Below are 25,675 nucleotides of genomic sequence, written 5' to 3' on the forward strand. Positions count from 1 at the left end.
CCGCTTCTCAGATCGAGAAGCGGGGCTTTTTTATCTCGAGGCCTTAAGCGTAGCTTTCAGCTTCGTTGTTGTGCTCAACCAGTTCCAGGCTGATGTTGTTCTGCGCGTTGATCTTGCGGTACAGCTCGGCGTCAGTCTCCAGGACCTTTTCACGGGCCGGGAAGATCTCGTGCAGCTTGGCCGCCCACTCGCCCGCAGTTTTGGCCGGGAAGCAACGCTCGATCAGTTCGAGCATGATCGACACCGTCACCGAAGCGCCCGGGGACGCGCCCAGCAGCGCCGCCAGCGAGCCGTCTTTGGCCGCGACCAACTCGGTGCCGAATTGCAGCACACCGCCTTTTTTCGGGTCTTTCTTGATGATCTGCACCCGTTGGCCGGCCACTTCCAGGCGCCAGTCTTCGGCTTTTGCTTGCGGGTAGAAGCGGCGCAGGGATTCCAGGCGCTGTTCCATGGACTGCATCACTTCGCTGACCAGGTACTTGGTCAGGTCCATGTTGTCCCGGGCCACGGCCAGCATCGGGCCGATGTTACCGGCGCGTACCGACATCGGCAGGTCAAGGAACGAGCCGTGCTTGAGGAACTTGGTGGTGAAACCGGCGTAAGGCCCGAACAGCAGGGACGTCTTGCCGTCGACCACGCGGGTGTCCAGGTGCGGCACGGACATCGGCGGCGAACCAACGGCGGCCTGGCTGTAGACCTTGGCCTGGTGGTGCTTGACCACTTCCGGGTTATCGCAACGCAGCCACTGGCCACTGACCGGGAAGCCGCCGAAGCCTTTGCTTTCTTCGATACCCGAGGCTTGTAGCAGCGGCAGGGCTGCACCACCGGCGCCGAGGAACACGAACTTGGCGTCCACGTCGCGGCTGTTGCCGCTGTTGACATCCTTGATGCTCACGGTCCAGCCTGCGCCATTGCGCTTGAGGCCGGTCACGCGTTTGCTGTACTTGACCTGCGCATCAGGCGAGCTGGTCAGGTGGCCCAGCAACTGGTTGGTCAGGGCGCCGAAGTTGACGTCGGTGCCGTTCTGCACGCGGGTTGCGGCGATTTTTTCGTCGAGCGGGCGGCCCGGCATCATCAGTGGCATCCACTCGGCCATATCGTTGCGGTCTTCGGTATAGCGCATATCCGAAAATGCGTGGTGCTGGCTGAGGGTTTCAAAGCGTTTCCTGAGGAATGCCACGCCTTTGTCGCCCTGCACGAAGCTCAGGTGCGGCACTGGGGTGATAAAGGACTTGGACGAGCCAAAGGTGCCTTTTTTGGTCAGGTACGCCCAGAACTGCTTCGACACCTCGAACTGGGTGTTGATGTGGACGGCTTTCTTGATGTCGATGGAACCGTCGGCGGCCTGGGGTGTGTAATTCAGCTCACACAGCCCGGCATGGCCGGTACCGGCGTTGTTCCACGGGTTGGAACTCTCCGCGGCACCCGAGTCCATCAGCTCAACGACTTCCAGCTTGAGGCCGGGGTCGAGCTCTTTGAGCAGTACGGCCAGGGTGGCACTCATGATGCCGGCCCCTACCAGTACTACGTCGACTGCTTCGTTATGCGCCATTTAACGCGTCTCCAAAATCTGCAGCACCAAATTGACGGCATGGCTGCCAGGAGTGACGGGGCGGTTCACGTGTTGCCCCAGGTTACCCATGGCCAGGATCGCCATGTCCGTTTCGCAATTCTTTGCAAGTTCAGCGCACGCTTCCTGCCGGGCTAATCTGCCTATGAACGCATTCATGGGCGACTGTGGCAATTCGACTTATGGTCAACGGCGTGCGATTCATGCAATCAATCCGTAGCGGACAGGCTCAAGCTCCGGTTTTTAAGGAGTACTCGGTCCTGTGTGATTGGGCTGTTCCAGACGCTGATGGTGCTTGTACTAACGCCAAACTATTCATTTGCTCGCCACACTCTTGTGAAGTTGTGAAAACCCGTTTTTTTCACGCTCTTTTGAAGACGTGAACCTCAAAAAAGGGCTGCCCAGCCTGGCACCTGGCCCGGAAAACCTTGCCGGCATGCGGCAAAACGGGCAAACAACTCAAGTGGCCGAGCGCAATGGCAGCTCTGGCAGATTCGGTAAAGGCGGGTGGTTTGCAAAGAAAACAGCAAGCGCGCCAGCTTCACACGATCTGTGTGGGCGGCTCTCTGTGGGCGATCTGGGGGGGCTAATGCCGAGGCATTAACGATGTTGCGAGGCCCGATCAGGAGACGTCCTTATAATCGGGGGGAGATTGTAGCGAAGAACGCTAAGGAAAAGGGCGTGTTTTATGACTTTTATTAGGCGTTTGGTCAGGCGGTCAACGGCTGGTGATGCGCCGACTGCGCCGAGCGCGCGCTGATGCGGGCGCTGGCGGGCAGTGGGTGGTGCATCCAGCTCAAGCGAATTTCTTCGATTTCCACCCAGCCTTCGCCGACCGGAGGCTGGCTGCACTCTTTGAAGGCTTGGCAGCGGCCTTGCGCATCGAGCAGGGCAAATTGGCGAAGGACGGGCTTGCGCGTAAACAGCGACCAGAGAAAAGACATGGGATCGGCCTCCTGAAATTGAGACCAAGCATGCCTGCGGGGGATGACGAGCGCATGTATCGACTGTGACATATTGGTGACATCGAACCCCTGCAATGCCCGTGAGTCATAGGTTGTAACTGACGCTAGTTCCCGGCAAGGGCCGCCCGCTATACTGCTGGCCTGTCGGTACTCGATTTCTGGAGAGAAGAGCATGTTGCAACGCCTGTTGTTCGGTTTGATCACTGTGACCAGTTTGACCCTGGTTGGCTGCGCCAATAGCCCGCAACAACTCAGCCCGCAACCTAAGCTCACCACGCAGTTGGCTCCGGTGGGTCACGGTCAGCCGGTGTCGGTGCGTGTGGTGGATGGTCGTCCTTCGCCTACCCTGGGCTCCCGTGGTGGCCTGTACCCGGAGACCGCCCTGGTGTCGGTAAGCGCCGCCGACGTGCTCCCCAAGCTGCAAGCCCAGGCTGAGGCGGCGGTGCGTCTGCTCGGTTTTACCCCGGCGAACTCGCCGGGCGCTCCGCAGTTGACCATCACACTGGCCGAGCTGAAATACCAGTCGCCCAAAGAAGGCCTGTACGTGACCGAGGCCTCTATCGGCGCGACGTTCAAATCCGACGTCAGCGCCGGTACCCGTCGCTACAGTGGCCGTTACGGTGCGTCCCTCAACCAGCGTTTCGGCATGTCGCCTAACCAGGAGACCAACACCAAGCTGGTCAGTGATGTCCTGAGCGACGCCCTGACCCGTCTGTTCAAGGACCCGAGCATCGGCCAATTGCTCAGCTCGCAATAGCGGTTGACAAAAGACCGGGCTCAGCGCTGAGCCCGGTTTTTTTTGCCTGGCGTTTCATGCTGCGGTGTCGATAGCGAAGTCGAGCATGCTTATCCCGGTCAGCAGATCCGTCTCCGGCAGGTCCGCATGCTGGTGCCCGCCGAGGGCGCAATACACCAGCCAGTGGCGGTCCTGGACGTTGAACGCGAGGCCGCCGATCAGCGCCTCTTGCTCATCGCTTGGGGCAATCAAATACAGCCGATCCTGGTTTTGCGCGTGCAACATGACAAGCTCCCGAGTGTTCGAAGGGCCATAGAGTGAACGGTTAAGGTGACGTTCAGGTGACGCCGGAAATTACTGGATACATTAGCCGTCAATGGGGAAGGGAGCTTTAGGCGCAGGAGGCGACTATCGTTCAGGTTTGTATCTGAATTGATACCAAGGCACTGTTTCAACGAGGTTTGTGATGGCGCTGCCCGGACTGCTGATCAATGTTGTTGCTCTATTAGTGGCTTGCCCTGGGGCTGCGCTGCTATCCATTACCCGTTTGAAGGAACAGCGCGCCATGGCCAGGCTCGCCGCGCAAAGCGAAGAGCGCGCCATCGACCAGCCCATGCTGTTTCTGGATGTGCGCACCGAACGGGCGCATCGCCTGGCTTATCGTATTGGTTTCGCCTGCCTGGGGCTCGCGCTGCTGAGCTCATGGATCAGTACACGTTTTTAGTTGCGCCCTGAAACGACTGCGGGAGCGGGCTTGCTCGCGATAGCGGAGTAACAGTCGGCACATCTGTGACTGAACCACCGAATCGCGGGCAAGCCCGCTCCCACAGGTTTGGATAGGTGTATTACAGCGGGATGCCCGCTTTGACCCGATATTGATTGCGCACTGGCGTTGCATATTGCACCACCAGAAACGGCCGGTGTTCGATCGGGCACTCGTTCAAGCGCCGCTCCCACTCCGCTTTGGCCTTGGCCAGCTCGTCGGCCGGGAAGATATCCACTGCCTTGGGCACCTGCAATTGCGGGTCGGCGTCGCTCCACTGGGCATATGCCAGGTAGTGAACCGGGAATAAGCGATAACCCCCGAGAATCTGCCGGTCCATTTCCACGGCGAGCAGTTTGGTGTCTTCGAAACGCTCGGTGATCGGCGGCGCAAAGTTCACATGCACCCGGCCCTTGTAGCCGGTAATGCCGAGGGCAATGCTCACATCGTCTTCGCCCTGCGCCTTGGTGTAGGTGCCGGTGGTGGCGCGGATGTACAACTCGCGGGCCTTGGCGGCATCGCACGGGTCGTACTCGTAGCTGATGGATACCGGCGTCAGGTTCAGTGACTGGATCACCTCGGCAAACGGCTCGTCCTTGCGGCTGACGTGAAACATCTTGAGGATCGCCGATTCGGTGCGGTCATCTCCATCCTTGGCGCGGCCTTCGGCCTGGGCGATCCAGATCGACTGACAGTCGTGGCGTATCGAATGGTTGATGTAAGCCGACAGCAGTTGGTAGGCCGCCATCTTTTCCTTTCGCCCGGTGATCGAGCGATGCACGATGAAACTCTTGTTCAGGCGCATCAGGTCGCTGACAAACGGTTTTTGCAGCAGGTTGTCGCCAATGGCGATACGGGGCGTCGGCAGGCCGGCGTGATACACGGCATAATTGACGAAGGCCGGGTCCATTACGATATCGCGATGGTTGGCCAAAAAAATGTAGGCGGTGCCCGATTTGAGCTGTTCCACGCCCGTATAGGTCACGCCGTCGGTCGCTCGATCAATGGTGTGGTCGACGTAATACTCGACTTTGTCCTGCAGCGTGGCCACGGTGGTGACATCGGCGAATTCACGGCGTAGCTTGCGGGCGATCATTGGCTTGAGCAGCCAGCCCAAGGCGCCGGCAAAGCGCGGGAAGCGGAAGTGGGTCAGGATGTCCAGAAAGGCCTTGTCACTGAACAGCCGCTCCAGCACTGCCGGGACTTCGCTGTCGTTGTAAGGTCGGATGGTATCGAATTCGCCCATCATGCTCTCTTGTTAGAAACGGCTAGGGTAAGTAGAGAAAATACCAGGGTGCGGCCTGAGTAATGGGCTCGGCCGAAATATAACCCTGTAAATAGACCGGCGATTATACGCACAAGTCACCTGGGAGGCTGCGATGCTGGAAACTGCGCTGTACGATTGTCCTTATTGTGGCGAGGTGGTGGAAACCACGGTGGATTTATCCGGCGGTGACCAGACTTATATAGAAGACTGTCATGTGTGTTGCCGACCGATCATTTTCAGTCTGCAGGTCCATGGTGAAGAGTGGATGCTCGAAACGCGCAGCGAAAACGAATAGCAGGTGCGCCCATGCAGCGAATCTATGAACCGGAAAACCTGATGGAAGGCGAGTTACTGCAGCAGATGCTCGCCAGCGAAGGGATCGAGGCGCACTTGGTGGGGCGCCATTTGCTCGGCGGTACGGGTGAGTTGCCGATTTTCGGGCTGCTGGGGCTGGAGGTGGACAATGACCAGGCTGCCTACGCCCGCGAGCTGATCACCACCTATAACTGTGCGCAACCGTTGCCCAGCGATGAACCCGACAGCTTCCCTGATGTATTGGTCTGTTAGGCTGTCGGTCGGTTTACCCAAGAGTCGTGTTGCCCCATGTGTGGACGTTATGCCCTGTTTCGCTGGAATCCCACGTTTGCTGCTTTGCCGGGCTTTCCGGCGGATCAGCAGGCCCAGTGGAATATTTCTCCCAATGATTCGGTGCTGATCCAGCGCGCCGCCGACGGCCAGCGCACCCTGGCGCGCGCCCGTTGGGGCCTGACGCCGCCATGGCTGACGGATCTTTCCCGTACTCCGGCGCATGCCCGTGCCGAAACCCTGGCTGAGCAACCGATGTTTCGCGAAGCGTTTCGTCAACGCCGTTGCCTGCTACCGGCTAACGGTTTCTACGAATGGCGTGGCACCCAGCGCAAGCGGCCGTACTGGCTGACGCCAGGGGAAGGTTCGACGCTGTTTTTCGCGGCTATCTGGGAAGCCTATCCAGTGCAGGAACAAGTGTGGTTGAGCACAGCGGTGGTGACGCAGGCGGCGCAGAGTCAGCGGCGGCCGTTGATTCTGGACGCGGCGGGGCAGGAGGCGTGGCTGAACCCCGAAACGCCCTTGCACGTATTACAGGGGTTGCTGGCCAGTGAGCCTGTCCCTTTGCGCGAGCGGGTTTTGGCCAACATGGTCAACGATCCCAAGCTCAATGGGCCTGAGTGCCTGACCCCGGCTTGAATTTTGATCGGATTGATCCAGCCTGTTGCTGTGGCGGGAATGTGGGATGTATCCGAAATTTAGCGTCTACACGTCTGATGTATCTAGCGTCGATACAAATCACCGCCTAGGATACTCGCCATGTTTTCAAGGCGTCTTTCAGGGAGAGTGTGTTGATGAAGAAATCATTGGCCGTAAGTGTATTGGCGGCGGCGGTGCTGCTGGCCGGGTGTCAGTCGGTCAACACCACTAGCGGCGGTGCCGTTGGGGTGGAGCGCAAGCAGTACATGTTCAGCATGCTGTCGAGCCAGGAAGTCGACCAGATGTATGCGCAGTCCTACCAGCAGACCCTGGGTGAGGCTGGCGGCAAAGGCCTGGTGGACAAGACCAGCGCCAACGCCAAACGCGTGCAGGCCATCGCCAACCGCCTGATCGCCCAGGCGCCTACCTTCCGTCCGGATGCGGCGCAGTGGAAGTGGGAAGTGAACCTGATCAAGAGCGATGAGATGAACGCCAACTGCGGGCCGGGCGGCAAGATCTTCGTGTACAGCGCGTTGATCGATAACCTCAAGCTCACCGATGACGAACTGGCTGCGGTGATGGGCCATGAAATCGCCCACGCCTTGCGTGAACATGGCCGTGAAGCCATGTCCAAAGCCTACGGCATCGAGATGGCCAAGCAAGGCGCCGGCGCGTTGTTCGGCCTGGGCCAGGACAGCCTGGCGCTGGCCGATACCGTGGCCAACTACGGCATGACCTTGCCCAACAGCCGCAGCAATGAAAACGAAGCGGACCTGATCGGCCTGGAGCTGGCGGCCCGCGCCGGTTACAACCCGAACGCGGCCATCACGTTGTGGAACAAAATGGCCAAGGCTTCGGAAGGCGCGCCACCGGAGTTCATGAGCACTCACCCGGCCTCCGACAGCCGGATCGCCTCGTTGCAGGCGGCGATTCCGAAGGTGATGCCGCTCTACCAACAGGCCAAGAAGTCCTGATAATCCAAGCCTTATGAAGATCCAAATGTGGGAGGGGGCTTGCCCCCGATGGCGTTGGGTCAGTTAGCGCATGCATTGACTGATCACCGCTATCGGGGGGGCCCCCCCCTCCCACATTGGATTGGGTTTGCAGGCTTAGACCCTTAGATCCAGCCGCTGCTTTGCATGGCCTTGTACACCGCCACGATCGCCAGGACGAAAAACGCCGTAGCCGCCAGTCGACGAATCAAGGTCAACGGCAATTTCTCTGCGGCAAAATTCCCCGCCAGAACCACCGGTACGTTGGCAATCAACATGCCCAGGGTGGTGCCGATAATCACCAGCCACAGCTCAGGGTATTGCGCTGCCAGCATCACCGTGGCGATCTGCGTCTTGTCGCCGATTTCGGCGATGAAGAACGCAATCAGGGTGGTCAGGAACGGCCCGAACTTGCGCGAGGTGCTGGCTTCGTCATCGTCGAGTTTGTCCGGTACCAGGGTCCACAGCGCCGTGGCGCAGAAGCTCGCCGCGAGAATCCAGTGCAGCACCGCATCCGAGAAGAAACTACCGAACCAGGCACCCACTGCACCGGCGGCGGCATGGTTTGCCAGGGTCGCGGCGATGATGCCGGCGATGATCGGCCAGGGTTTGCGAAAGCGTGCGGCAAGGATGAGCGCGAGCAGTTGGGTCTTGTCGCCGATTTCGGCCAAGGCAACGATTGCGGTAGGTACGAGCAATGAATCGAGCATCAGGTAGGTTTCCAGGGGCGGGTCGACACGGCTATGACACGTACAGCCTTCCCGCCCCGGGTAAGGTGTGCGTGTCATAGGTCTTGTCAAACCCCGGTCCGTCTGAGCGGACTCCTGGGTCGCATACGCCATGGTCTGTTGACCAAGTATGTTGACGTATGCCGGACGAGCGTGGCGCTCGTGGGAGACTACTCCCCTAGGACGGAGCGGATTCTGCCTAGGCGAAATCCATTCGGCAAGTGTTCTTTTTCAAACGCCTGTCAGCCGCGCTTGGCGCGATAGATGCGAAAACCGTTGCCTTCGGCCTTGATCGCACACACGCCCAAGTGCTCTTCGATCAGTGGCTGGTACTTCAGGAAACTGTTGGCAACCAGCCGAAGTTCGCCGCCTTTTGCCAGGTGTTTCGCAGCTTTTCGCAGCAAGTTCTCCGTGGCGAAGTAGTCGGTGTGGACTCCCACATGGAACGGCGGGTTGCTCAGGATCGCGTTCAAGCCCATCGGCGCGGCGTCGATGCCATCCGCCGTCAGCACCTCGGCTTCCAGACCGTTGGCGGCCAGGGTCAGGCGGCTGCTGGCGGTGGCGAAGGCATCCACATCCAGCATCGTCACTGTATTGTGCGGGTAGCGACGTTTGACCGCCGCGCCCAACACTCCAGCGCCGCAACCGAAGTCCAGCAGGTGGCCACTGGGCAGTTTGTCCAAGTGCTCCAGCAACAATTCGGTACCGCGATCCAGGCGGCCATGGCTGAATACGCCCGGCAAGCTCACCACCTTCAGCGGCCCTTCGGCCAGCGGCACTTCGAAGACCTGCGCCAGGCTCTCCAGCTCCACCGCTTGCGGCGCGTTGGTCACGGTGATTTGCCACAACTGGCAGTGGCGCGCGTTATCGAGTTTGCGCGGCTTGCCGAAGGGGATCATCTGCTTGGCGGCGCTTTCGATACCGCCTTTTTTCTCCCCCACCAGAAACAGCTCGGCGTCGGGCAGGCGTGCGGCCACGGCGTTGAGCAGGTAGTCGGTCAGGTCCTTGGACTTGGGCAGGAAGATCACTGCCGCATCAAATGCGCGCTGCGGCACATTCACGCCGAACTGGCTGCGCTCGGGGAAACGTGCGTCGAGCGCAGCCTGGTCACCGGCATGCCAGCACCAGCCATGCGCATTGGGCAGGCGGCCGAGCAAATCGTCGGCGGGCAACCCCACCAGCAGCAGGTTGCCTTGAAAAAGTTCGGCCTGACGAAGCAGTACTTCACTGCGCGGATCCATGGTCTGCTCCTTGAAAAGGGGCGCAGTTTATCAACTGACGACGCGCAGCGGGGCGCCGCTGAAAAAGCCGCGGGCGTTTTCTGCCAGTTGACCGACGATCCGCTGCCGCGCTTCGCGACTGCCCCAGGCATTGTGGGGCGTGACGATGAAGCGCGGGATGTCGCCGGCCAGCAGCGGGTTGCCATGCACCGGGGGTTCGACGCTCAGCACATCGGTCGCCGCGCCGCCCAGGTGCCCATTGCGCAAGGCATCGGCCAGGGCCTGTTCGTTGATCAAGCCACCGCGCGCGGTGTTGACGATAAACGCGCCGGGCTTGAGTAGCGCCAGCTCGCGGGCGCCGATCAAGTCGCGGGTGTGTTCGTTGAGCGGGCAGTGCAACGTCAATGCGTCGACCTGCGCCAGCAGTTCATCCAGCGGCACGCGATCGGCGCGGGCAGGGCGCCCGGGAATAGCGCCGAGTATGACGCGCATCCCGAAGGCTTCGGCCAGCCGCGCGACGGCGCTGCCCAGTTCGCCATGCCCGAGCAAGCCGAGGGTTTTGCCTTCGAGTTCGACGATCGGGTGATCCAGCAGGCAAAACTGCTTGGCCTGTTGCCATTTGCCGGCCTTCACGTCCCGCTGATAGTCGTTCAAACGCGTCGCCAGGTTCAGCAGCAGCATGATCGTATGCTGCGCCACCGACGGCGTGCCGTAGCCCTGGCAGTTACTCACGGTGACGCCATGGGTACGGGCGGCTTCAAGGTCGACGTTATTGGTGCCGGTGGCCGACACCAGGATCAGCTTGAGCTCGGGGCAGGCCGCCAGGGTTTCGCTGTTGAGCGCAATCTTGTTGCTGATGGCAACTTGGGCGCCTTGCAGGCGTTCGAGCACATTCTGCGGCGTAGTCTGCTCAAACAACTGCAGGTCGCTGAAGCAGTTTCGCAACTCCCTGAGGTCGAGGTCCCCCAGGTCCAGGGACGTGTGATCAAGGAAGACGGCGCGGCGATTGTTCGTCATCAACTGTACCTTTTGCGACAGGGTTCGAAGGCGTAATCTACCGAGCCTATCAGATGAAATAATCTGTTACTTAATGGAGTGAGTATGTACGTCGCCGAGTTTTTGACCGTGGCCCTGATTCACCTGTTGGCGGTAGCCAGCCCCGGCCCGGATTTCGCGGTGGTGGTCCGTGAAAGTGTGACCCACGGCCGTCGCGCCGGGACCTGGACTGCATTGGGCGTGGGCTCGGCGATTTTCCTGCACGTGGGGTACTCGTTGCTCGGCATCGGCTTGATCGTGTCCCAGTCCATCGTGCTATTCAACGCACTGAAATGGGCGGCGGCGGCGTACCTGCTGTACATCGGCTTCAAGGCCCTGCGCGCACAACCGGCCAAACCTGCCGCCGCAGGCGAGTTGCACCGCGAAGTTGGCGAGCGCACTCCGCGCGGGGCGTTTACCGCAGGCTTTGTTACTAACGGTTTGAACCCCAAGGCGACGTTGTTCTTTCTGTCGCTGTTTACCGTGGTGATCAACCCGCACACACCGCTGGCGGTGCAGGCGGGTTATGGCGTGTACCTGGCGGTGGCCACGGCGCTGTGGTTCTGCCTGGTGGCGATGTTGTTCAGCCAGCAGCGGGTGCGTGCAGGGTTTGCGCGGATGGGGCATTGGTTCGATCGGACGATGGGAGCGGTGTTGATTGCGATTGGGGTGAAGTTGGCGTTTACCAGTATGAAATGAGTCGAACTCTCTTACGACCGGCACCAAGATGGAATATGGTTTTGTCCTTGGCGGAACCAGCGGGTTCGAAAGCCAATTTTTGTATAGGCGGCATCACCATCTCTTGTTGGGGAAATCAACTTCACGTACTGGATGGGCGCTCTCCGGTAAGGGGTCGGTAAGCCCCTCGACATCCGTCTTCTCCTCGAATATTTGACCGTTGTTACCGACCAGCCTATAGCTATACGAAGGCAGTCTTTTCCCCCATTCGTCCACAATGAGGTAGCGCCCAAACCCTGGCTTATCCGGTTCTGGGAGCCAGTCGGGTAACAGCTGCGGGCGGGGGTCCCGACAATCGGCATAACGCCAGCGTGAAAAGCACTCGGGGGCACGTCCTGTGCGCAGGCTTTGTAGTTTCCAGAAGTCTGGCGTCGATTGACCATCTGCCACGACATTGCCGTCGGGATAGGTGAAAACGGTGTGGTTTCCCTCTTTTTTTTCCTTTGGCCCCGCCGAATAAACTATGAAATCGGAATGTATGACTGGTTCGAAATATACCTGCCGCGCCTGTAATGCTTGGTAACTGAGGTAAATGCTGCCCTCGCCGGCCAAGCCCACAGTTTTTTTATAAGGCCCCAAAAACTCTTCATCCACCCAAGGGTAGTAATCCTTCTTGATCGTCAGATCGCCTTCAACCTTGATATCAGCTCCTCCCCGTGGCGAGTCGTTGTAGTCAAATATCACAACCACGCCCCCGCCTCCCCCAGAGGTCACATTCTCGCCAAAACGCGTTGGATCAGCATAAACCACACCAAATGTCACATTCGCCAGATGCCAGCGGCACGCGCCACCGCCATCTTTCGGAAGTTCCACTTGGTAGAGATCACTCTGCCCCTGGCGCTCCAGTTCCTTGTAAACCGAGTGATGACCATCCCGTTCAGTGCGCTGGCCGCTGGCGCCGTAGTCGACACGCTTACAAATGGGCGAGCGATACATCACCCACATGGTTTCGGTTTTCAGCTCCTTGGGCAGTTTTACGGTGACGGTTATTTTTTCGCTGTTAGCAGGCGGGGCCAGGCTGTGGTCCTGACGGCATCCACTGAGACTAAAAAACATCGCGCACACAACAGTGAGCAGGCGCAGAAACCGGATTTTGTTCTTTCGCGTGTTGATCGGCTTAACCATAGGTTTTCTCGTAATAAGCTTTTGGGTCGGCAATGGCGTTAAAGCGCCGCAGCGCCTCGGCGCCACCTGCTACTTGCTGGGTGATATGCAGGGCGTGGTCTACCAGGCGCTGTAAGTCGAGGAACACGCGATTGCGGGCCAGTTCTTCCTCGTGAATGCTCCCGTAGTAATCCTTTAGCTGTTGTTCGAACTTGCGCCGTTGGACCTGTCGCTCCAGCAACGGATCGCGCTCGGCGTCAATCGATTCCAGTAATTGGTTATGGATATAGGGTTGGTATTGCGACATGAAGTGATCGCCAATACGCAGCATTCGACCCGTCGCCGGGTTGCTGTAACGAGGGAAGAACCGGGCCCGGCTTTCGGCGTTCAACGACGTGTTCAGGCACTGCGTGGCCTGCTCGACCTGCAGGTCACCGTCCTCGCTCAGGCTGGGGACCAAATACAGCTTGGCTTTTTCCGGCAGTTCGTAGGCGATAGTGCTGCGATAGGGCGTGCCATCGGGTTTTCGGTAAGCAGGGTATGGAGTGATCTCCTGTTGCTGGTGTTGCTCGGCACGGAAAAACATGGCGATCTCACCGTGATGGCTGAACGGGTCTTCATGTTTGAATACTGCGCTGGAGACGGCTTGACGTAGCGACCAACTAAACCCAGCGAGCAGGCCGACAGGGCCATAGGCGTCATATAGGTAATTGTCCAACGCGGCCTCGGGGGGCACGCGAGGAATGGCGTCCATGTCGTTGACATGGCGAAAGTGCCATAGGTCGCCCAAAAACTGTACGGCGTGGAGGGTAAAGGTGCGGGGCATGCCGTAGGTGTAGAGCAGGGGGTTATGGTTTTTCAGCGAGGCCGCGTGGATGAGGCCGAGGGCGCCGCCCAGGCTATGGCCGCAGATGAACAATTTTTTATCGCGAGCACCACCAAGAATCGTCTTGCCAAAATCAGTATCAAAAACTCTTCTCGCCACCTCAAAGGCATCGCGAAAGCCAAGATGCACATTGCCCACAGCAGTAAGGTCAGGGCAAGGAACCTTGGGCTCGCAAATCGCAGCGATCTCCGGTTTCACAGGACGAAAGGTCGCATCGGTGATGAGGTCAGCAAGCCCTTCCATCTCAGTACCGCGCCACGCCACCAACACCTTGGATGCATTGATAGCGTAAAACAGCTGGGTGTGACCTTCCGGCACGTCTGCCTTAGCGGTATCCAAGACTTTGATCGTCAAATAACGATCACTAAAAGGCACATCAACCACCACACAGGGCCATGCCTGGCCGTTATCCCAAACCCGAGGTGTACGTGACAAATCCAGGCATTGCTGCTCGAAAAACTCGTTGACGGAACCCAGTTCGCGTTCATCCCGCGTGCTATACGCCAGAATACTCATCAAACCCAGGTTGTAGGCATTGACCAGGCTGTACCCAGGCTGGTGATGCAACATCAGAGACCAGGCGCGAAATGGGCAGACTTCCAGCACATGACGACGGTCCAGTTCATCGCCACTGACGGTGAAGCCGTTGAACTTTCGTTCCGGGAAATGAAACGTCGGTAGCTGATTCGAATCATTCAAGGGGGGCTGGAAGGTTGGTTGTCGGTCACATAATTGACCGATTCGCAGATAGTGGTAACAGCGCCCCGCAGCCAACGCCTGCTTCTCAATCGGCGAAAAGCCTGAGCGTTGCGGGCCATACAGCGGTGTACGATCCCCGATAACCGGCCGAGGGGGCTCTGCGCGTTCAGCACGCAAACGACGCGTTTGCAGTTGATCGGCCAAAGGGTTGGCCTCCATCAACAACGTGATAGACAGCGGATGCAAGCCCTCGATGCGAATCACCCCCTCGGCATCGCTGCGGCCAAGAAACTCCGGCACAACACGCTCACGAGTGGCCTCATTCATCGCACGGTAAGGCAGGTTCGCCAGGGGCTCGCCCTGTTCATCCAGCAATTGGAACTCTATCCAATGCCGTTTCTGTTTGCCGCCGATGAAGTCCTTGTTCGGGTTGAGTGTGTCCGTGCGGTGCATGGGATCGTTGTGCATAGCGGTCCTTTAGCGATGGGTGCGACGAAAGTCCAAAGCGTAAAGAGTTGCTATCCGTGACGAATGTCGGAAGGTTCGCCTTTCAGCGAAGGGTGCTTCCTGATCTTATTTGCTTATGTCCCGAAGCGGATGCTGGCTCAAAGCTAGCATTCACAGGAGGCTGCAAATCATTCCTTTGGCTGATTTGGCCAGCACATAACGTCTCTACAGTGCAGGTCTTCAAGCCAAGACCGTGCAGTCATAAAAAGGGATTCGTATGTTGCAGACCCGTGTTATCCCGCCCGCCGAAGGTGCGTACCAATATCCGCTGTTGATCAAACGCCTGCTGATGTCCGGGGCCCGTTACGAGAAGACCCGGGAAATCATCTACCGCGACAAACTGCGCTACACCTACCCGACCCTGATCGAGCGGGTTGCTCGCCTGGCCAATGTGCTCACTGACGCCGGGGTCAAGGCCGGTGATACCGTCGCTGTGATGGACTGGGACAGCCACCGTTACCTGGAATGCATGTTCGCCATCCCGATGATCGGCGCGGTGATCCACACCATCAACGTGCGCCTGTCGCCCGAACAGATTCTCTACACCATGAACCACGCCGAGGACCGCTTTGTGCTGGTCAACAGCGAGTTCGTGGGGCTCTACCAGGTCATTGCCGGGCAGCTCACCACCGTCGACAAAACGTTATTGCTGACCGATGCGGCGGAGAAAACCGCCGAGCTGCCCAATCTGGTGGGGGAGTACGAAACCTTGCTGGCCGCCGCCAGCCCGAAGTACGATTTCGAGGATTTTGACGAAAATTCTGTCGCCACCACCTTCTATACCACCGGTACCACCGGCAACCCCAAGGGCGTGTACTTCACCCATCGCCAATTGGTGCTGCACACCATCGGCGTGGCGACCATCATGGGCAGTGTCGACAGCGTGCGCCTGCTGGGCACCAACGACGTGTACATGCCGATCACGCCGATGTTCCATGTGCATGCCTGGGGCCTGCCGTATGTGGCTACCATGCTGGGCCTGAAACAGGTCTACCCCGGCCGTTATGATCCGGAATACCTGGTGGAGCTGTGGCGCAAGGAGAAGGTCACCTTCTCCCACTGTGTGCCGACCATCCTGCAGATGGTGCTCAATGCCAAGGCCGCCCAGGGCGTGGACTTTGGCGGCTGGAAGATCGTCATCGGCGGCAGCGCCCTCAACCGCACGCTGTATGAAGCGGCCAAGGCCCGTGGGATTCAACTGACGGCTGCGTATGGCATGTCCGAGACCGGGCCGCTGGTGTCCTGCGCCCATCTTAACGATGAGCTGATGGCCGGCACCGAAGACGAGCGCACCACTTACCGCATCAAGGCCGGTGTGCCCGGGCCCTTGGTGGAAGCGGCGATCATCGACAGCGACGGCCATTTCCTGCCCGCTGATGGCGAGTCCCAGGGCGAGTTGGTGTTGCGTGCGCCGTGGTTGACCGAGGGCTACTACAACGAGCCGCAAAAGGGCGCGGAGCTGTGGGAAGGTGGCTGGATGCACACCGGCGACGTGGCGACTCTCGACGCGTTTGGGGTGATCGATATCCGCGACCGCATCAAGGACGTGATCAAGACCGGTGGCGAGTGGGTCTCGTCCCTGGCCCTCGAAGACCTGGTCAGCCGCCACCCGGCGGTACGCGAAGTAGCGGTGGTCGGCATCGCCGACCCGCAGTGGGGCGAGCGCCCGTTTGCCTTGCTGGTGGTGCGTGATGGCCATGTGATAGGGGCTCGCGAGCTCAAGGAACACCTCAAGCCGTTCGTGGAATTGGGCCACTTGAGCAAGTGGGCAATTCCAAGCCAGATCGCCATTGTTACTGAAATTCCCAAGACCAGTGTCGGCAAGCTCGACAAAAAACGTATCCGCATCGACATCATCGAATGGCAGGCCAACAACAGCACGTTCCTGTCCACCCTTTGATACCCTTCGCCGTGCTCGTTCGGGCACGGCAATGCTCTATCTCGCGGCTTCACTTGTGATTTGCCGATTTTCAGCCATCCTTGCCGCGTCGGCCTTCGTCGACGTGGCGAAAGGGCTGTGGCAGACGGGTCGGTGATGCAAATCACACTTTAGAGGGATCAAGCGGTACCCCCTGCTGGCTATAGTCCCTCTCAGAGTTTTTCAAGGATGTTGCACTTCGAGCCACGGGGGCTCGGTTGCCGGAGCGGCATTGGAATCGTTGTATTTCGGCCGTTACATGCATCACAGAAAGAACTCACTGCCATAACAATAATGCACATGGAGTAGCGTCGATGACCTCAGTAAACCAGTTCTGGCGCCGGGCAAGATTGCCCCTGGCTGTCAGTCTCGCCTCTACGCTCGCCGGGCCGGCATTCGGCGTCAGTTTCAACATTGGTGAAATCGAAGGTAGCTTCGATTCGTCCCTTTCCGTGGGAGCCAGTTGGTCGACAGCCAACGCCAACCGCGACCTGATCGGCGTCAACAATGGTGGCAAGGGCTTGTCCCAGACCTCCGATGACGGCCACTTGAACTTCAAGCGCGGCGAAACGTTCTCGAAAATCTTCAAGGGTATCCACGACCTGGAGTTGAAATACGGCGACACCGGTGTGTTTGTGCGGGGCAAGTACTGGTATGACTTTGAGCTCAAGGACGAAAATCGTGAGTTCAAGGACATCAGTGACAACGGCCGTCCTATGGGCGCCCGGTCTTCTGGCGGGGAAATTCTCGACGCATTCATTTATCACAACTACTCGATTGCCGATGAGCCCGGTTCCGTGCGTTTCGGTAAGCAGGTTGTGAGCTGGGGCGAAAGTACCTTCATTGGCGGCGGTATTAACTCCGTCAACCCGATTGACGTGGCGGCGTTCCGTCGCCCTGGCGCCGAAATCAAGGAAGGCCTGATTCCGGTCAACATGTTCTATGTGTCACAGACTCTGACCGAAAACTTGTCGGCGGAAGGCTTCTATCAGTTGGATTGGGAGAAGACAGTCACCGATAACTGCGGAACATTTTTCTCCCAGGCGGACGTCATTACGGGCGGGTGCAATGACAACCTGCGGTTGCTCAGCAAGCGCTCTGTCATAACCGCGGGCGGTGGTTTGCCGCTGATGAATCGGTTTGGCGTCGACATTAACGAAGAAGGTGTACTGGTCAAGCGCGGCGCTGATCGTGACGCACGCGATAGCGGGCAGTTCGGCGTAGCCATGCACTACAACTTCGAGCCGCTGGACACTGAGTTCGGCGCTTATTTCATGAACTACCATAGCCGTGCGCCGATTTTCAGCGCCAAGGGCGCATCGGCGGCGACTTACGCCGCAGCTAACGCATTGACGTCCACGCCAGCCAGTAGTCTGCGTCCACTCATCGTGGCCGGTAACTCCAGCTACTTCGTCGAATATCCAGAAGACATTCGCCTGTACGGTTTGAGCTTCTCGACGACCTTGCCTACCGGCACAGCGTGGAGCGGCGAGATCAGCTACCGGCCGAACGCACCGGTTCAGCTCAACACCACCGACATCTTGTACGCGGGCGTTACACCGCTGATTGGCTTGAATGGCGCCTCCCCGCTCAAGGGCGCCGCAGGTCAGGATCTGAATGGCTACCGCCGCAAGGAAATTACCCAGATCCAGACAACCTTTACGCACTTCTTTGATCAGGTCATGGGCGCCAGCCGGCTGACGCTGGTGGGCGAAGTGGGGATGACCCACGTCGGTGGCCTGGAAAGCAGCTCGAAAGCCCGCTACGGGCGTGATCCGGTATTTGGCCCTGGGGAAGGCCCACTGTGTGCGACGCTTAACGCGGGAACCATTGCGGGAGCAGGCGCAGGTACTGACCGCAGTAATCTGACGGCCAACTGCAACAATGACGGCTTTACCACCGCCAACTCCTGGGGCTATCGCGGCCGGGCAATCTGGGAATACCCGGATGTGTTTGCTGGCGTGAACCTCAAGCCCAACGTGGCCTGGTCCCACGACGTCAGCGGTTATTCGCCAGGCCCAGGCGGCAACTTCGAAGAAGGTCGCAAGGCTGTCAGTCTCGGCCTGGATGCTGAATACCAGAATACCTACACCGCGAGCCTGGCCTACACCAACTTCTTCGGCGGTAAGTATTCCACTGTAGACGACCGTGATTTCATCGCCCTGAGCGTCGGCGCCAACTTCTAAGCACACTGCATTTCAGGAAGAACCAGAACATGAAAATAACTAAAAGTCTGTTGCACGTTGGTGTGCTTGGGCTGTCGATCCTGGCGAGCAACGTCATGGCGGCGGTATCGGCGGATGAGGCCGCCAAGTTGGGCACGACCCTGACCCCGATGGGCGCCGAAATGGCCGGTAACGCGGCAGGCACCATTCCTAAATGGTCGCCACTGGCAACGAATGCTGGCGCCGTCGACGCCCGTGGTTTCCTGGCCAACCCTTACGCCAGTGAGCAACCGCAATTCACCATCACCGCGCAAAACGTCGAGCAATACAAAGACAAGCTGGCGCCGGGGCAGTACGCGATGTTCAAGCGCTACCCGGAAACCTTCAAGATGCCGGTCTACCCGACCCATCGCGGCGCCACCGTACCGGCCGAGGTGTTCGCCTCGATCAAGAAGAACGCCACCACCACCAACCTGGTGTCCGGCGGCAACGGCCTGGAAAACTTCGAAACCGCCGTGCCGTTCCCGATTCCGAAAAGCGGCGTTGAAGTCATCTGGAACCACATCACCCGCTACCGTGGCGGCAGCGTGACCCGTCTGGTGACCCAAGCCACGCCGCAAACCAACGGTTCGTTCAGCCTGGTGTATTTCAAAGACCAGTTCGTGTTTCGCGACAAGATGAAGGACTTCGACCCGAAAAACCCCGGCAACGTGCTGTTCTACTTCAAGCAGCAAGTGACCGCGCCGGCGCGCCTGGCCGGTGGTGTGCTGCTGGTCCACGAAACCCTCGACCAGGTCAAGGAACCGCGCTCGGCGTGGGTCTACAACGCCGGCCAGCGCCGTGTGCGCCGGGCGCCGCAAGTGTCTTATGACGGGCCGGGCACCGCCGCCGACGGCCTGCGTACCTCCGACAACCTCGACATGTACAACGGTGCGCCGGACCGCTACGACTGGAAACTGGAAGGCAAGAAAGAAATCTACATCGCCTCCAACAGCTACAAGATCGACGATCCGAAACTCAAGTACGCCGACATCATCAAGGCCGGCCACATCAACCAGGACCTCGCACGCTACGAGCTGCGCCGCGTGTGGCACGTGGTCGCGACCCTGAAGGAAGGCCAGCGCCACATCTACGCCAAGCGTGATTTCTTCATCGACGAAGACACCTGGCAAGCGGCGGTGATCGATCACTACGACGGTCGCGGCCAACTGTGGCGCGTCGCCGAAGCCCATGCCGAGAACTACTACGACAAGCAAGTGCCGTGGTACGCCCTGGAAACCCTTTACGACCTGCAGTCTGGCCGTTACCTGGCCCTGGGCATGAAGAACGAAGAGAAGCAGGCGTATGACTTTGGCTTCACCGCCACCACCAGCGACTTCACCCCAGCGGCCCTGCGCCAGGACGGTGTTCGCTAAGCTGTACGCGTAGCCAAATGTGGGAGGGGGCTTGCCCCCGATAGCGGTCTGACTGCCAATAAATTTATTGGCTGACCCAGCGCAATCGGGAGCAAGCCCCCTCCCACATTTTTTGTAGCAGTTCTTTTTCAGGCAAATGTTGCAAAGATCTACAAAGCCGCCGCTTTTACCGCTAGTCTGCGGACATCTGCAATGCCGACAACAGCCTTCTACAAGAGCCCGGCGATGACTGATTTGTCCCGAATCCAGGGGTCTGCCAGCGCGGTAATCCCGACCCTGGAAGGTCGCTTCTACAGGCCTCCGTTGCCTGACGGCTACGTGCTGCGACCGCGCCTGTGCGAACGGCTGAGCGCCGGCCTGGAAGGGCGATTGCTACTGGTCTGCGCACCCGCGGGGTTCGGCAAGAGTTCGCTGGCTGTCGAGTTCTGTCAGAGCCTGCCGGCCCATTGGCAAAGTCTTTGGTTGGGCCTGAGCCCACGGGATAACGACCCCGGCCGTTTCCTCGAGCGTCTGCTTGACGGCTTGCAGCAATATTTCCCGCAGTTGGGTGCCCAATCCTTGGGCCTGCTGAAAATGCGTCAGCGTCACCAGCCGTTTGCCTTTGAAGAATGGCTCGATGGCTTGCTCGATGAGCTGGCGCTGCATTTGTCCACGCGTGCGCCTTTGTTGCTGGTGCTGGATGACTACCATTTGGCCCAGGGCCCGGTGCTTGATCGCTGCCTGCAATTTTTCCTCAATCATTTACCTGATGGCCTGCTGGTGCTGGTTACCAGTCGCCAGCGCCCAGACTGGCACCTGGCGCGCTTGCGCTTGTCTCGGCACCTGCTGGAGTTGCATGAGCAAGACCTGCGCCTGACCCACGCCGAATCCTTGGCGGTGTTGGATCGCCACAGCAGTTCGCTGCGCGGCGAGGCGCTGGATAACTTGATCCGGCGCAGTGAAGGCTGGGTCGCAGGCTTGCGTTTCTGGCTGTTGGCGGCCTCCGAAGCCGGGAATGAAGGCGCCTTGCCGCAAAGCCTGCACGGCGGTGAAGGGTTGATACGCGACTATTTGCTGGAGGAAGTGATTGATTGCCTGCCGGCGGAAGTCCAGGCGTTCCTCTACGAAACCGCCTCGCAGGAACGCTTTTGCAGCGAACTGTGCGACGCCATACGCGACGCTCATGACAGCGCGGAAATCCTGCGTTACTTGCAGGCTCACCAGGTATTTCTGGTACCGCTGGATGAGCAGGGGCACTGGTTCCGTTATCACCATTTGTTTTCCGACCTGCTGCGCACCCGGCGCGCGAACAGCGCCGCGCTGCCGCCCGCCAGCCTGCACCTGCGCGCCTGTCGCTGGTTCAACGCCCAAGGGCTGATCGATGAAGCGGTCGAGCAGGCGTTGCGCGCCGGCCATCTGGATGTGGCGGCGAGCTTGGTGCAGAACCTGTCCGAGGAACAACTGCTGGCCGAGCAGAACGTCGGCATGCTCTTGCGTTGGAAAATGGACTTGCCCGACAGCCTGCTGATCAGCACACCCCGGTTGATCGTGCTGTATAGCTGGGCCTTGGGCCTGGCGTGCCAGTTGGATGCGGCGGAAGAACTGTCCGGCTACCTCAGCCGTTTCCTGCCGGCGCCATCGGCCACCGCGCAGAAGTCGATGCTGGCGCAGTGGCTGGCGCTGAGCGGGATCATCGCCCGGGGTCGAGGTGACCGCGAGTTAACCCAGCGCTATTGCAGCGAAGCCTTGGAAAGCCTGCCGCAGCGCCGTTACGGCCAGCGCCTGATGTGCCTGTCGACTCTCTCCAACCTGGCGATCGTCGACGCCGATCTATGGCGCGCCCGTGGCTTGAACCGCGAATCCCTCGAGTTGGCGCAGCGTGTCGGCAACCCACTGTTCGAGGCCCTGGCCCATTACGACCGCGCCCGGGTCTTGCAGGCGCGCGGTGAAATCCTGCGCTCGCTGGATGAAGTACGCCAGGGCCTGCAGCGCTTGCACGACCTGTCGCCCCAGCGGCTATACGCCGTGCGCGCCCGATTATCGCTTTACGAAGGCTACCTGCTGCTGGCGCGTTATCAGCCGGAAGCCGGCCTGGACCGCCTGCGCGCCGGCCTGGCCGAAGCCCGTGCTTGCCGGGATATCAGTGTGCTGATCGGCCATTGCGTGATTGCCAACGTCGAAGGGCGTCGCGGCGATTTCGCCAAAGCCTTCGCCGAATTGGCTGAGGCCGAGCGCCTGATGCACATCTGGGACGTGCCGCCGATTTACTACCTGGCAATGATCACCCTGATCAAATGCGAGCTCTGGTTAGCCCAGGGGCGTACCGACCTGGCCGATGCCTGGCTGACCCGCCTGGGGCAAACCTACAACGGTGAACACGCGGCGGCCGCCCCGGAGTTTCATCCGCATCTGCCACAGCATATCGAGCTGCAGCAGGCCGCGCTGGATGCCATCCGCCATCAACCGGCGGCGGCACTCCAGCGGCTCGAAGACCTGGCGCAACACGCCCACAGCAGCGGGCGCCAGATGATTGCCCTGATGGCGCTGACCCAGCAGGCGCAGTTGCTGCTGGAGAACGGCCTGGAGGCCAAAGCGCGAGAGGTGTTGGCCCGCGCACTTGAAGCCGGCGCCGGGGGGGCGCTGCAACCCTTCCAGCGATTGCTTGAAGGGTATCCCGACTGGATGCGCGATCAACTCGGCCAAGATCCCCATGGGGTATTGAGCCAGTGCCTGTTGGGGTTGCTGCCGGCCGTCGCGGTCAGCGAGCCGGCGCCCAACCATCAAACCCTGAGCGTCCGCGAGCTGGCGGTACTGCAACTGATCGCCCAAGGCTGTTCGAACCAGGAAATCAGTAAGCGACTCTTCATTTCCCTGCACACGGTCAAGACCCACGCCAGCCATATCAACAGCAAACTGGGGGTGGAGCGGCGCACCCAGGCGGTGGCGCGGGCGCAGGAGCTGCGGTTGATTGGTTAAAGAGTGAACGCCGTGACGAGCGAGCTTGCTCGCGGTGGGCTGCGAAGCCACCCCAGTCTGGTTTAATAGTGCAATTATTCTGGCGAGATTCGTCCGAAACTACCCTTCATTTGCACCCGAGGCCCGTTCATGGACACCGCAAAGCCGACCCTCATCCGCGAAACCTTCCCCGTCGGCCCGTTGCAGTGCAACTGCACAAATTAACGGAGCTGTAAGTGGTTGAATTATCAGGAAATTACATTTTTTCCATTAAAATCATATAGTTGTGTGGTTGCAGGGTAGTGCAGTTTGTAGCGGAATTCAGCAGTACTTTGCTTTTCTGGTGTGCCGGATTTGTGCCACGCATTGCGACTGATCGAGCAAAGGCCCGCTAGCTCGAGGCTACGTTTGTGTGGGCGATAAACGTAGCCTTGAGACGTAGCGGTTGGTATTGGATTACTGAGTCAACGATGCAAAAGCATTCAAAATCTCTTTGATTTCAATAATGTCTACTCCATTTTCATTGTATGTAGAGCGCGCCTTTACCTGGTCGGCCGTCATGCGAGGCCAGAATCGTTCTAGTACATCGTCTTTTCGTATTGTAAGCGCGGTGGCGATGATTTTTTTTGCGTCACAGGTGTCTGTGTACGCAATATTGGTTTGGTGAGAATCAATAAAAAGCTGAGGATCTAAATAATTCTCTGGCTCTCGTTTTCTAGTTGAGAAAGCAATTCTTCCTTCTTCCTTGAGCTTTGCAATGTTTTCAACGTTTCTGGTGTGTTGCATTTCATCACCGACATCTGAGTCGATTAATATCCCCCAATTCAGATCTAACTGCTCTATGAGTTTTTTTGAAACCCAATGCTTGAGGTTTCCACAGCCTCCTATTGGGATGCACGCGATGCCTAATTCGTGAAGAGTCTTCTCAATATCCCCGTTGTTCTTAAGTACAGTTGCTGCATGGTTAAGGAAGGTTACGTCACTATGACCTTCGACTAATATCACTGCCTTTGATGCTGCTATTTCCCTTTCTGGTAGCACTCCGAGGCTTTGCGCAACTTTTTCTAAAACATCATCTCCGCCGAATTGTATGCGGGGATTTCCTGTACTGTCTTTTTCAATGAAACGTATTGAGTTTAGCGGTAATAGGCCTGCTAGTGCGGGTACGTGTGTGGTTAGTATTATTTGACAGTCAGGTCGGCATGCAAGCAAAATTAGTGCTTCGATAAGCATAATTTGATAACTGGGATGTTGCGAGGTTTCCGGCTCCTCAATGGCATAGATCACTCTTGGTGAACTGTTCTCTGCTTTAACTTTTTCCGCCTCAGCACGGAAAAAGTTAAGCAAAATTAATCGTCTGACACCGCTGCCGCGCTTGTTTATAGGTACGCCATCTTCGCCATCCAGTGTAAAGCTAAATGTCCATTTTGGTTTTTCTTTAAATCTAGGTTGTAATTCAGAAGCTAGGGCCGGGTCCATTTCCCGAAGCTTTTCTTTGGTTCTTTCAGCTACCTCTAGGACCGATTTTTCGATTTTGTCTTGTAAGGCATCAATTTCAGCTTGCAGAGCTCTTTTTGCCTGATCTACTGCAACTTGCATAGGGTTTTTCGCTTCTGGATCGGCATCGTTGCTTTCCCGATCGGATTTAAATAGTGCAAATGTAGGAAGTTCGGCTTCTATTTTCTTGTAAATGTCTTTGGATTCCTTTTCCAAAGAACTCACGTCCAAGTATTGCTCTTGGAGCAGTAAGTTTTCAACGCTGCCCCATAGTGCTTCTCTCCAAAGAGATGCTACCCTTTTATCTGCTACCCGATCTTGAATGCCAAGTTCTTGTCCGATTTTTTTCAGATCCACTAGCTTCGAGTTGTGCAGGTTGTTCAGTTTTTCAGCCGAAGGGTGTAGGCATTTTAAGTGTACAGAAGGACCGCTAACGGTCTTTTGTATTTTGTAGAGTTTCCTGATTTCAATTTCATCATTGGAATTTACCAAGTACTCTTTTTTGAAACTTGTGGGGTAGTTTTCGTCGACAATTAATTTGGTTGGCAGTTCGTCAAATATGCAAGTTATTTCGATGTCTGTGTTTGCTGTTTTTACATTCTTGTCGCCAACATCAATTTTTACATTTTTATTGTTGAAGAAGATCTCCAGCGCTTCAAGAATTGTAGACTTTCCGGCATCGTTGCGTCCTGTAATTGCTGTAAGGCAGTCTTCAAAAGAAATGCTTGTGCGATCCTTGTATCCGCGGAAATTGCAAATAACTAATTCCTTCAGTCTCATTACATTTTTCCCTTTTGGTGAGTTTATTTTTGGTGTGATTTGGCGTATCTACCATAGATTTAAAAGTTACAGATCAGCGTTGACAACTTTAATTATGGTAGCAGGGAGCTACCTCTGCGTTGCATTTTGATAGGCTCTAAAATTCGCTCCGCGAGAAAAGTACCGGTACAGATTCTCTTAAAACCTTACCGTGAGCATGACGAGGCATTGCTTAAATCTGAGGGCATTCGCAAACCCATGCAGCCATGAGCACTAACCTGCTCAGGTCATACGAGTGCCAATCTATGCAAGCCTTACTCACTGTCGATCAGCTTTCTGCGTGTTTACAAAAATCCGTCGCAAGCATTCGTAGCGACGCTACTCGTAATCCTCAGGCTCTACCGCCAATCTGCCGTCTGCCCGGGACTAAACGGTTGCTATGGCGATTGGAGGACGTTGAAGCATGGCTGGCTGAGCATGTTGTCGGTAGTGAGTTTGCAACACCTGGTGCCGAGCATCATCGCGCTCGGCCAGGGCGTCCTACTAAAACCGC

Annotated in this window: 21 protein-coding genes, 1 pseudogene and 1 riboswitch; of the genes and pseudogenes, 12 read left to right on the top strand and 10 right to left on the bottom strand. The window is 58.0% G+C overall.

The window, feature by feature from the left end:
* Positions 1-43: 43 nt before the first annotated feature.
* Both mqo and ACP7CJ_RS15875 read right to left on the bottom strand, forming a co-directional pair.
* Positions 44-1,552 (bottom strand): malate dehydrogenase (quinone), encoded by a 1,509-nt coding sequence (gene mqo, locus ACP7CJ_RS15870; protein WP_426100699.1) that lies wholly within the window; start codon positions 1,550-1,552, stop codon positions 44-46.
* Positions 1,553-2,280: 728 nt separating this feature from the next.
* A complete protein-coding gene (locus tag ACP7CJ_RS15875) occupies positions 2,281-2,514 on the bottom strand; it encodes a hypothetical protein (RefSeq protein WP_276196544.1) in 234 nt (77 codons plus the stop codon).
* Positions 2,515-2,707: 193 nt separating this feature from the next.
* On the opposite strand from ACP7CJ_RS15875, the gene ACP7CJ_RS15880 reads away from it, so the two are divergent.
* Positions 2,708-3,292 (top strand): YajG family lipoprotein, encoded by a 585-nt coding sequence (locus ACP7CJ_RS15880; protein WP_276196545.1) that lies wholly within the window; start codon positions 2,708-2,710, stop codon positions 3,290-3,292.
* Positions 3,293-3,346: 54 nt separating this feature from the next.
* Here ACP7CJ_RS15880 and ACP7CJ_RS15885 read toward each other — a convergent pair whose 3' ends face one another.
* Positions 3,347-3,556: a hypothetical protein gene (locus ACP7CJ_RS15885; RefSeq protein WP_276196546.1), complete on the bottom strand. Its 210-nt coding sequence runs from the start codon at positions 3,554-3,556 to the stop codon at positions 3,347-3,349.
* A gap of 181 nt (positions 3,557-3,737) precedes the next feature.
* Here ACP7CJ_RS15885 and ACP7CJ_RS15890 point away from each other — a divergent pair, with 181 nt between their 5' ends.
* Entirely contained in the window at positions 3,738-3,995 is a 258-nt protein-coding gene (locus tag ACP7CJ_RS15890; RefSeq protein ID WP_276196547.1) for a hypothetical protein, read from the top strand.
* A gap of 121 nt (positions 3,996-4,116) precedes the next feature.
* On the opposite strand, the gene ACP7CJ_RS15895 is transcribed toward ACP7CJ_RS15890, so the two are convergent.
* Positions 4,117-5,280 (bottom strand): 1-acyl-sn-glycerol-3-phosphate acyltransferase, encoded by a 1,164-nt coding sequence (locus ACP7CJ_RS15895; protein WP_276196548.1) that lies wholly within the window; start codon positions 5,278-5,280, stop codon positions 4,117-4,119.
* 133 nt (positions 5,281-5,413) lie between these two features.
* Between ACP7CJ_RS15895 and ACP7CJ_RS15900 the strand changes: the two genes are divergently transcribed.
* The 4 genes from ACP7CJ_RS15900 to ACP7CJ_RS15915 all read left to right on the top strand — a co-directional run bounded on the left by ACP7CJ_RS15900 (position 5,414) and on the right by ACP7CJ_RS15915 (position 7,499).
* The gene (locus ACP7CJ_RS15900; RefSeq protein WP_276196549.1) at positions 5,414-5,596 is read left to right on the top strand and encodes a CPXCG motif-containing cysteine-rich protein; all 183 of its coding nucleotides are present in this window, start codon (positions 5,414-5,416) and stop codon (positions 5,594-5,596) included.
* 11 nt (positions 5,597-5,607) lie between these two features.
* A complete protein-coding gene (locus ACP7CJ_RS15905) occupies positions 5,608-5,868 on the top strand; it encodes a putative signal transducing protein (RefSeq protein ID WP_276196550.1) in 261 nt (86 codons plus the stop codon).
* A 36-nt stretch (positions 5,869-5,904) separates the two neighbouring features.
* The gene (locus tag ACP7CJ_RS15910; RefSeq protein WP_247395962.1) at positions 5,905-6,525 is read left to right on the top strand and encodes an SOS response-associated peptidase; all 621 of its coding nucleotides are present in this window, start codon (positions 5,905-5,907) and stop codon (positions 6,523-6,525) included.
* 155 nt (positions 6,526-6,680) lie between these two features.
* Positions 6,681-7,499, top strand: a complete 819-nt coding sequence (locus ACP7CJ_RS15915; protein ID WP_276196551.1) for a M48 family metallopeptidase — start codon at positions 6,681-6,683, stop codon at positions 7,497-7,499.
* Positions 7,500-7,642: 143 nt separating this feature from the next.
* Here ACP7CJ_RS15915 and ACP7CJ_RS15920 read toward each other — a convergent pair whose 3' ends face one another.
* The 3 genes from ACP7CJ_RS15920 to ACP7CJ_RS15930 all read right to left on the bottom strand — a co-directional run bounded on the left by ACP7CJ_RS15920 (position 7,643) and on the right by ACP7CJ_RS15930 (position 10,482).
* On the bottom strand, positions 7,643-8,227 hold the full coding sequence (locus ACP7CJ_RS15920; RefSeq protein ID WP_276197899.1) for a TMEM165/GDT1 family protein: 585 nt from the start codon (positions 8,225-8,227) through the stop codon (positions 7,643-7,645).
* Between the two features lie 88 nt (positions 8,228-8,315).
* A riboswitch (yybP-ykoY riboswitch) is annotated at positions 8,316-8,437 on the bottom strand.
* A 50-nt stretch (positions 8,438-8,487) separates the two neighbouring features.
* A complete protein-coding gene (locus ACP7CJ_RS15925; RefSeq protein WP_426100697.1) occupies positions 8,488-9,486 on the bottom strand; it encodes a methyltransferase in 999 nt (332 codons plus the stop codon).
* Positions 9,487-9,516: 30 nt separating this feature from the next.
* Complete coding sequence (locus tag ACP7CJ_RS15930) at positions 9,517-10,482, bottom strand: 2-hydroxyacid dehydrogenase (RefSeq protein ID WP_426100695.1); 966 nt, start codon at positions 10,480-10,482, stop codon at positions 9,517-9,519.
* An 84-nt stretch (positions 10,483-10,566) separates the two neighbouring features.
* Here ACP7CJ_RS15930 and ACP7CJ_RS15935 point away from each other — a divergent pair, with 84 nt between their 5' ends.
* Positions 10,567-11,199, top strand: a complete 633-nt coding sequence (locus tag ACP7CJ_RS15935) for a LysE family translocator (RefSeq protein ID WP_247404134.1) — start codon at positions 10,567-10,569, stop codon at positions 11,197-11,199.
* Positions 11,200-11,292: 93 nt separating this feature from the next.
* On the opposite strand, the gene ACP7CJ_RS15940 is transcribed toward ACP7CJ_RS15935, so the two are convergent.
* Together ACP7CJ_RS15940 and ACP7CJ_RS15945 are read right to left on the bottom strand one after the other, a co-directional pair.
* Positions 11,293-12,363: a hypothetical protein gene (locus ACP7CJ_RS15940; RefSeq protein ID WP_426100693.1), complete on the bottom strand. Its 1,071-nt coding sequence runs from the start codon at positions 12,361-12,363 to the stop codon at positions 11,293-11,295.
* Positions 12,356-14,395, bottom strand: a complete 2,040-nt coding sequence (locus ACP7CJ_RS15945) for a lipase family protein (RefSeq protein WP_426100691.1) — start codon at positions 14,393-14,395, stop codon at positions 12,356-12,358. Before ACP7CJ_RS15945 ends, ACP7CJ_RS15940 begins: the two co-directional genes overlap by 8 nt.
* Positions 14,396-14,651: 256 nt before the next feature.
* Here ACP7CJ_RS15945 and ACP7CJ_RS15950 point away from each other — a divergent pair, with 256 nt between their 5' ends.
* From ACP7CJ_RS15950 to ACP7CJ_RS15970, 5 genes and pseudogenes are all read left to right on the top strand, one after another.
* A complete protein-coding gene (locus tag ACP7CJ_RS15950; protein ID WP_276196557.1) occupies positions 14,652-16,334 on the top strand; it encodes a fatty acid--CoA ligase in 1,683 nt (560 codons plus the stop codon).
* 332 nt (positions 16,335-16,666) lie between these two features.
* Positions 16,667-18,538 carry a DUF1302 domain-containing protein gene (locus ACP7CJ_RS15955; RefSeq protein WP_276196558.1) on the top strand — a complete coding sequence of 624 codons (1,872 nt, stop codon included), beginning with the start codon at positions 16,667-16,669 and terminating at the stop codon, positions 18,536-18,538.
* A 29-nt stretch (positions 18,539-18,567) separates the two neighbouring features.
* Positions 18,568-19,932 carry a DUF1329 domain-containing protein gene (locus ACP7CJ_RS15960; protein ID WP_276196559.1) on the top strand — a complete coding sequence of 455 codons (1,365 nt, stop codon included), beginning with the start codon at positions 18,568-18,570 and terminating at the stop codon, positions 19,930-19,932.
* Positions 19,933-20,157: 225 nt separating this feature from the next.
* Positions 20,158-22,887, top strand: a complete 2,730-nt coding sequence (locus ACP7CJ_RS15965; protein ID WP_276196560.1) for a LuxR C-terminal-related transcriptional regulator — start codon at positions 20,158-20,160, stop codon at positions 22,885-22,887.
* A 129-nt stretch (positions 22,888-23,016) separates the two neighbouring features.
* A pseudogene (locus tag ACP7CJ_RS15970) lies at positions 23,017-23,085 on the top strand (MBL fold metallo-hydrolase); the annotation flags it as partial.
* Positions 23,086-23,322: 237 nt separating this feature from the next.
* On the opposite strand, the gene ACP7CJ_RS15975 reads toward ACP7CJ_RS15970, so the two are convergent.
* Positions 23,323-25,143 carry an AAA family ATPase gene (locus ACP7CJ_RS15975; RefSeq protein WP_426100689.1) on the bottom strand — a complete coding sequence of 607 codons (1,821 nt, stop codon included), beginning with the start codon at positions 25,141-25,143 and terminating at the stop codon, positions 23,323-23,325.
* Positions 25,144-25,675: the final 532 nt, after the last annotated feature.

It is taken from the genome of Pseudomonas sp. PSPC3-2 (assembly GCF_049897085.1).
Taxonomy (GTDB): Bacteria; Pseudomonadota; Gammaproteobacteria; order Pseudomonadales; family Pseudomonadaceae; genus Aquipseudomonas; species Aquipseudomonas paraveronii.

Bases quoted from the DNA above. Each gene is read 5' to 3' on its own strand.
- ACP7CJ_RS15945 (WP_426100691.1), bottom strand. From the start codon at position 14,395: ATGCACAACGATCCCATGCACCGCACGGACACACTCAACCCGAACAAG.
- ACP7CJ_RS15885 (WP_276196546.1), bottom strand. From the start codon at position 3,556: ATGTTGCACGCGCAAAACCAGGATCGGCTGTATTTGATTGCCCCAAGC.
- ACP7CJ_RS15925 (WP_426100697.1), bottom strand. From the start codon at position 9,486: ATGGATCCGCGCAGTGAAGTACTGCTTCGTCAGGCCGAACTTTTTCAA.
- ACP7CJ_RS15910 (WP_247395962.1), top strand. From the start codon at position 5,905: ATGTGTGGACGTTATGCCCTGTTTCGCTGGAATCCCACGTTTGCTGCT.
- ACP7CJ_RS15940 (WP_426100693.1), bottom strand. From the start codon at position 12,363: ATGGTTAAGCCGATCAACACGCGAAAGAACAAAATCCGGTTTCTGCGC.
- ACP7CJ_RS15975 (WP_426100689.1), bottom strand. From the start codon at position 25,143: ATGAGACTGAAGGAATTAGTTATTTGCAATTTCCGCGGATACAAGGAT.
- ACP7CJ_RS15965 (WP_276196560.1), top strand. From the start codon at position 20,158: ATGACTGATTTGTCCCGAATCCAGGGGTCTGCCAGCGCGGTAATCCCG.
- ACP7CJ_RS15920 (WP_276197899.1), bottom strand. From the start codon at position 8,227: ATGCTCGATTCATTGCTCGTACCTACCGCAATCGTTGCCTTGGCCGAA.
- mqo (WP_426100699.1), bottom strand. From the start codon at position 1,552: ATGGCGCATAACGAAGCAGTCGACGTAGTACTGGTAGGGGCCGGCATC.
- ACP7CJ_RS15950 (WP_276196557.1), top strand. From the start codon at position 14,652: ATGTTGCAGACCCGTGTTATCCCGCCCGCCGAAGGTGCGTACCAATAT.
- ACP7CJ_RS15895 (WP_276196548.1), bottom strand. From the start codon at position 5,280: ATGGGCGAATTCGATACCATCCGACCTTACAACGACAGCGAAGTCCCG.
- ACP7CJ_RS15935 (WP_247404134.1), top strand. From the start codon at position 10,567: ATGTACGTCGCCGAGTTTTTGACCGTGGCCCTGATTCACCTGTTGGCG.
- ACP7CJ_RS15890 (WP_276196547.1), top strand. From the start codon at position 3,738: ATGGCGCTGCCCGGACTGCTGATCAATGTTGTTGCTCTATTAGTGGCT.
- ACP7CJ_RS15900 (WP_276196549.1), top strand. From the start codon at position 5,414: ATGCTGGAAACTGCGCTGTACGATTGTCCTTATTGTGGCGAGGTGGTG.
- ACP7CJ_RS15875 (WP_276196544.1), bottom strand. From the start codon at position 2,514: ATGTCTTTTCTCTGGTCGCTGTTTACGCGCAAGCCCGTCCTTCGCCAA.
- ACP7CJ_RS15930 (WP_426100695.1), bottom strand. From the start codon at position 10,482: ATGACGAACAATCGCCGCGCCGTCTTCCTTGATCACACGTCCCTGGAC.
- ACP7CJ_RS15955 (WP_276196558.1), top strand. From the start codon at position 16,667: ATGACCTCAGTAAACCAGTTCTGGCGCCGGGCAAGATTGCCCCTGGCT.
- ACP7CJ_RS15960 (WP_276196559.1), top strand. From the start codon at position 18,568: ATGAAAATAACTAAAAGTCTGTTGCACGTTGGTGTGCTTGGGCTGTCG.
- ACP7CJ_RS15905 (WP_276196550.1), top strand. From the start codon at position 5,608: ATGCAGCGAATCTATGAACCGGAAAACCTGATGGAAGGCGAGTTACTG.
- ACP7CJ_RS15915 (WP_276196551.1), top strand. From the start codon at position 6,681: ATGAAGAAATCATTGGCCGTAAGTGTATTGGCGGCGGCGGTGCTGCTG.
- ACP7CJ_RS15880 (WP_276196545.1), top strand. From the start codon at position 2,708: ATGTTGCAACGCCTGTTGTTCGGTTTGATCACTGTGACCAGTTTGACC.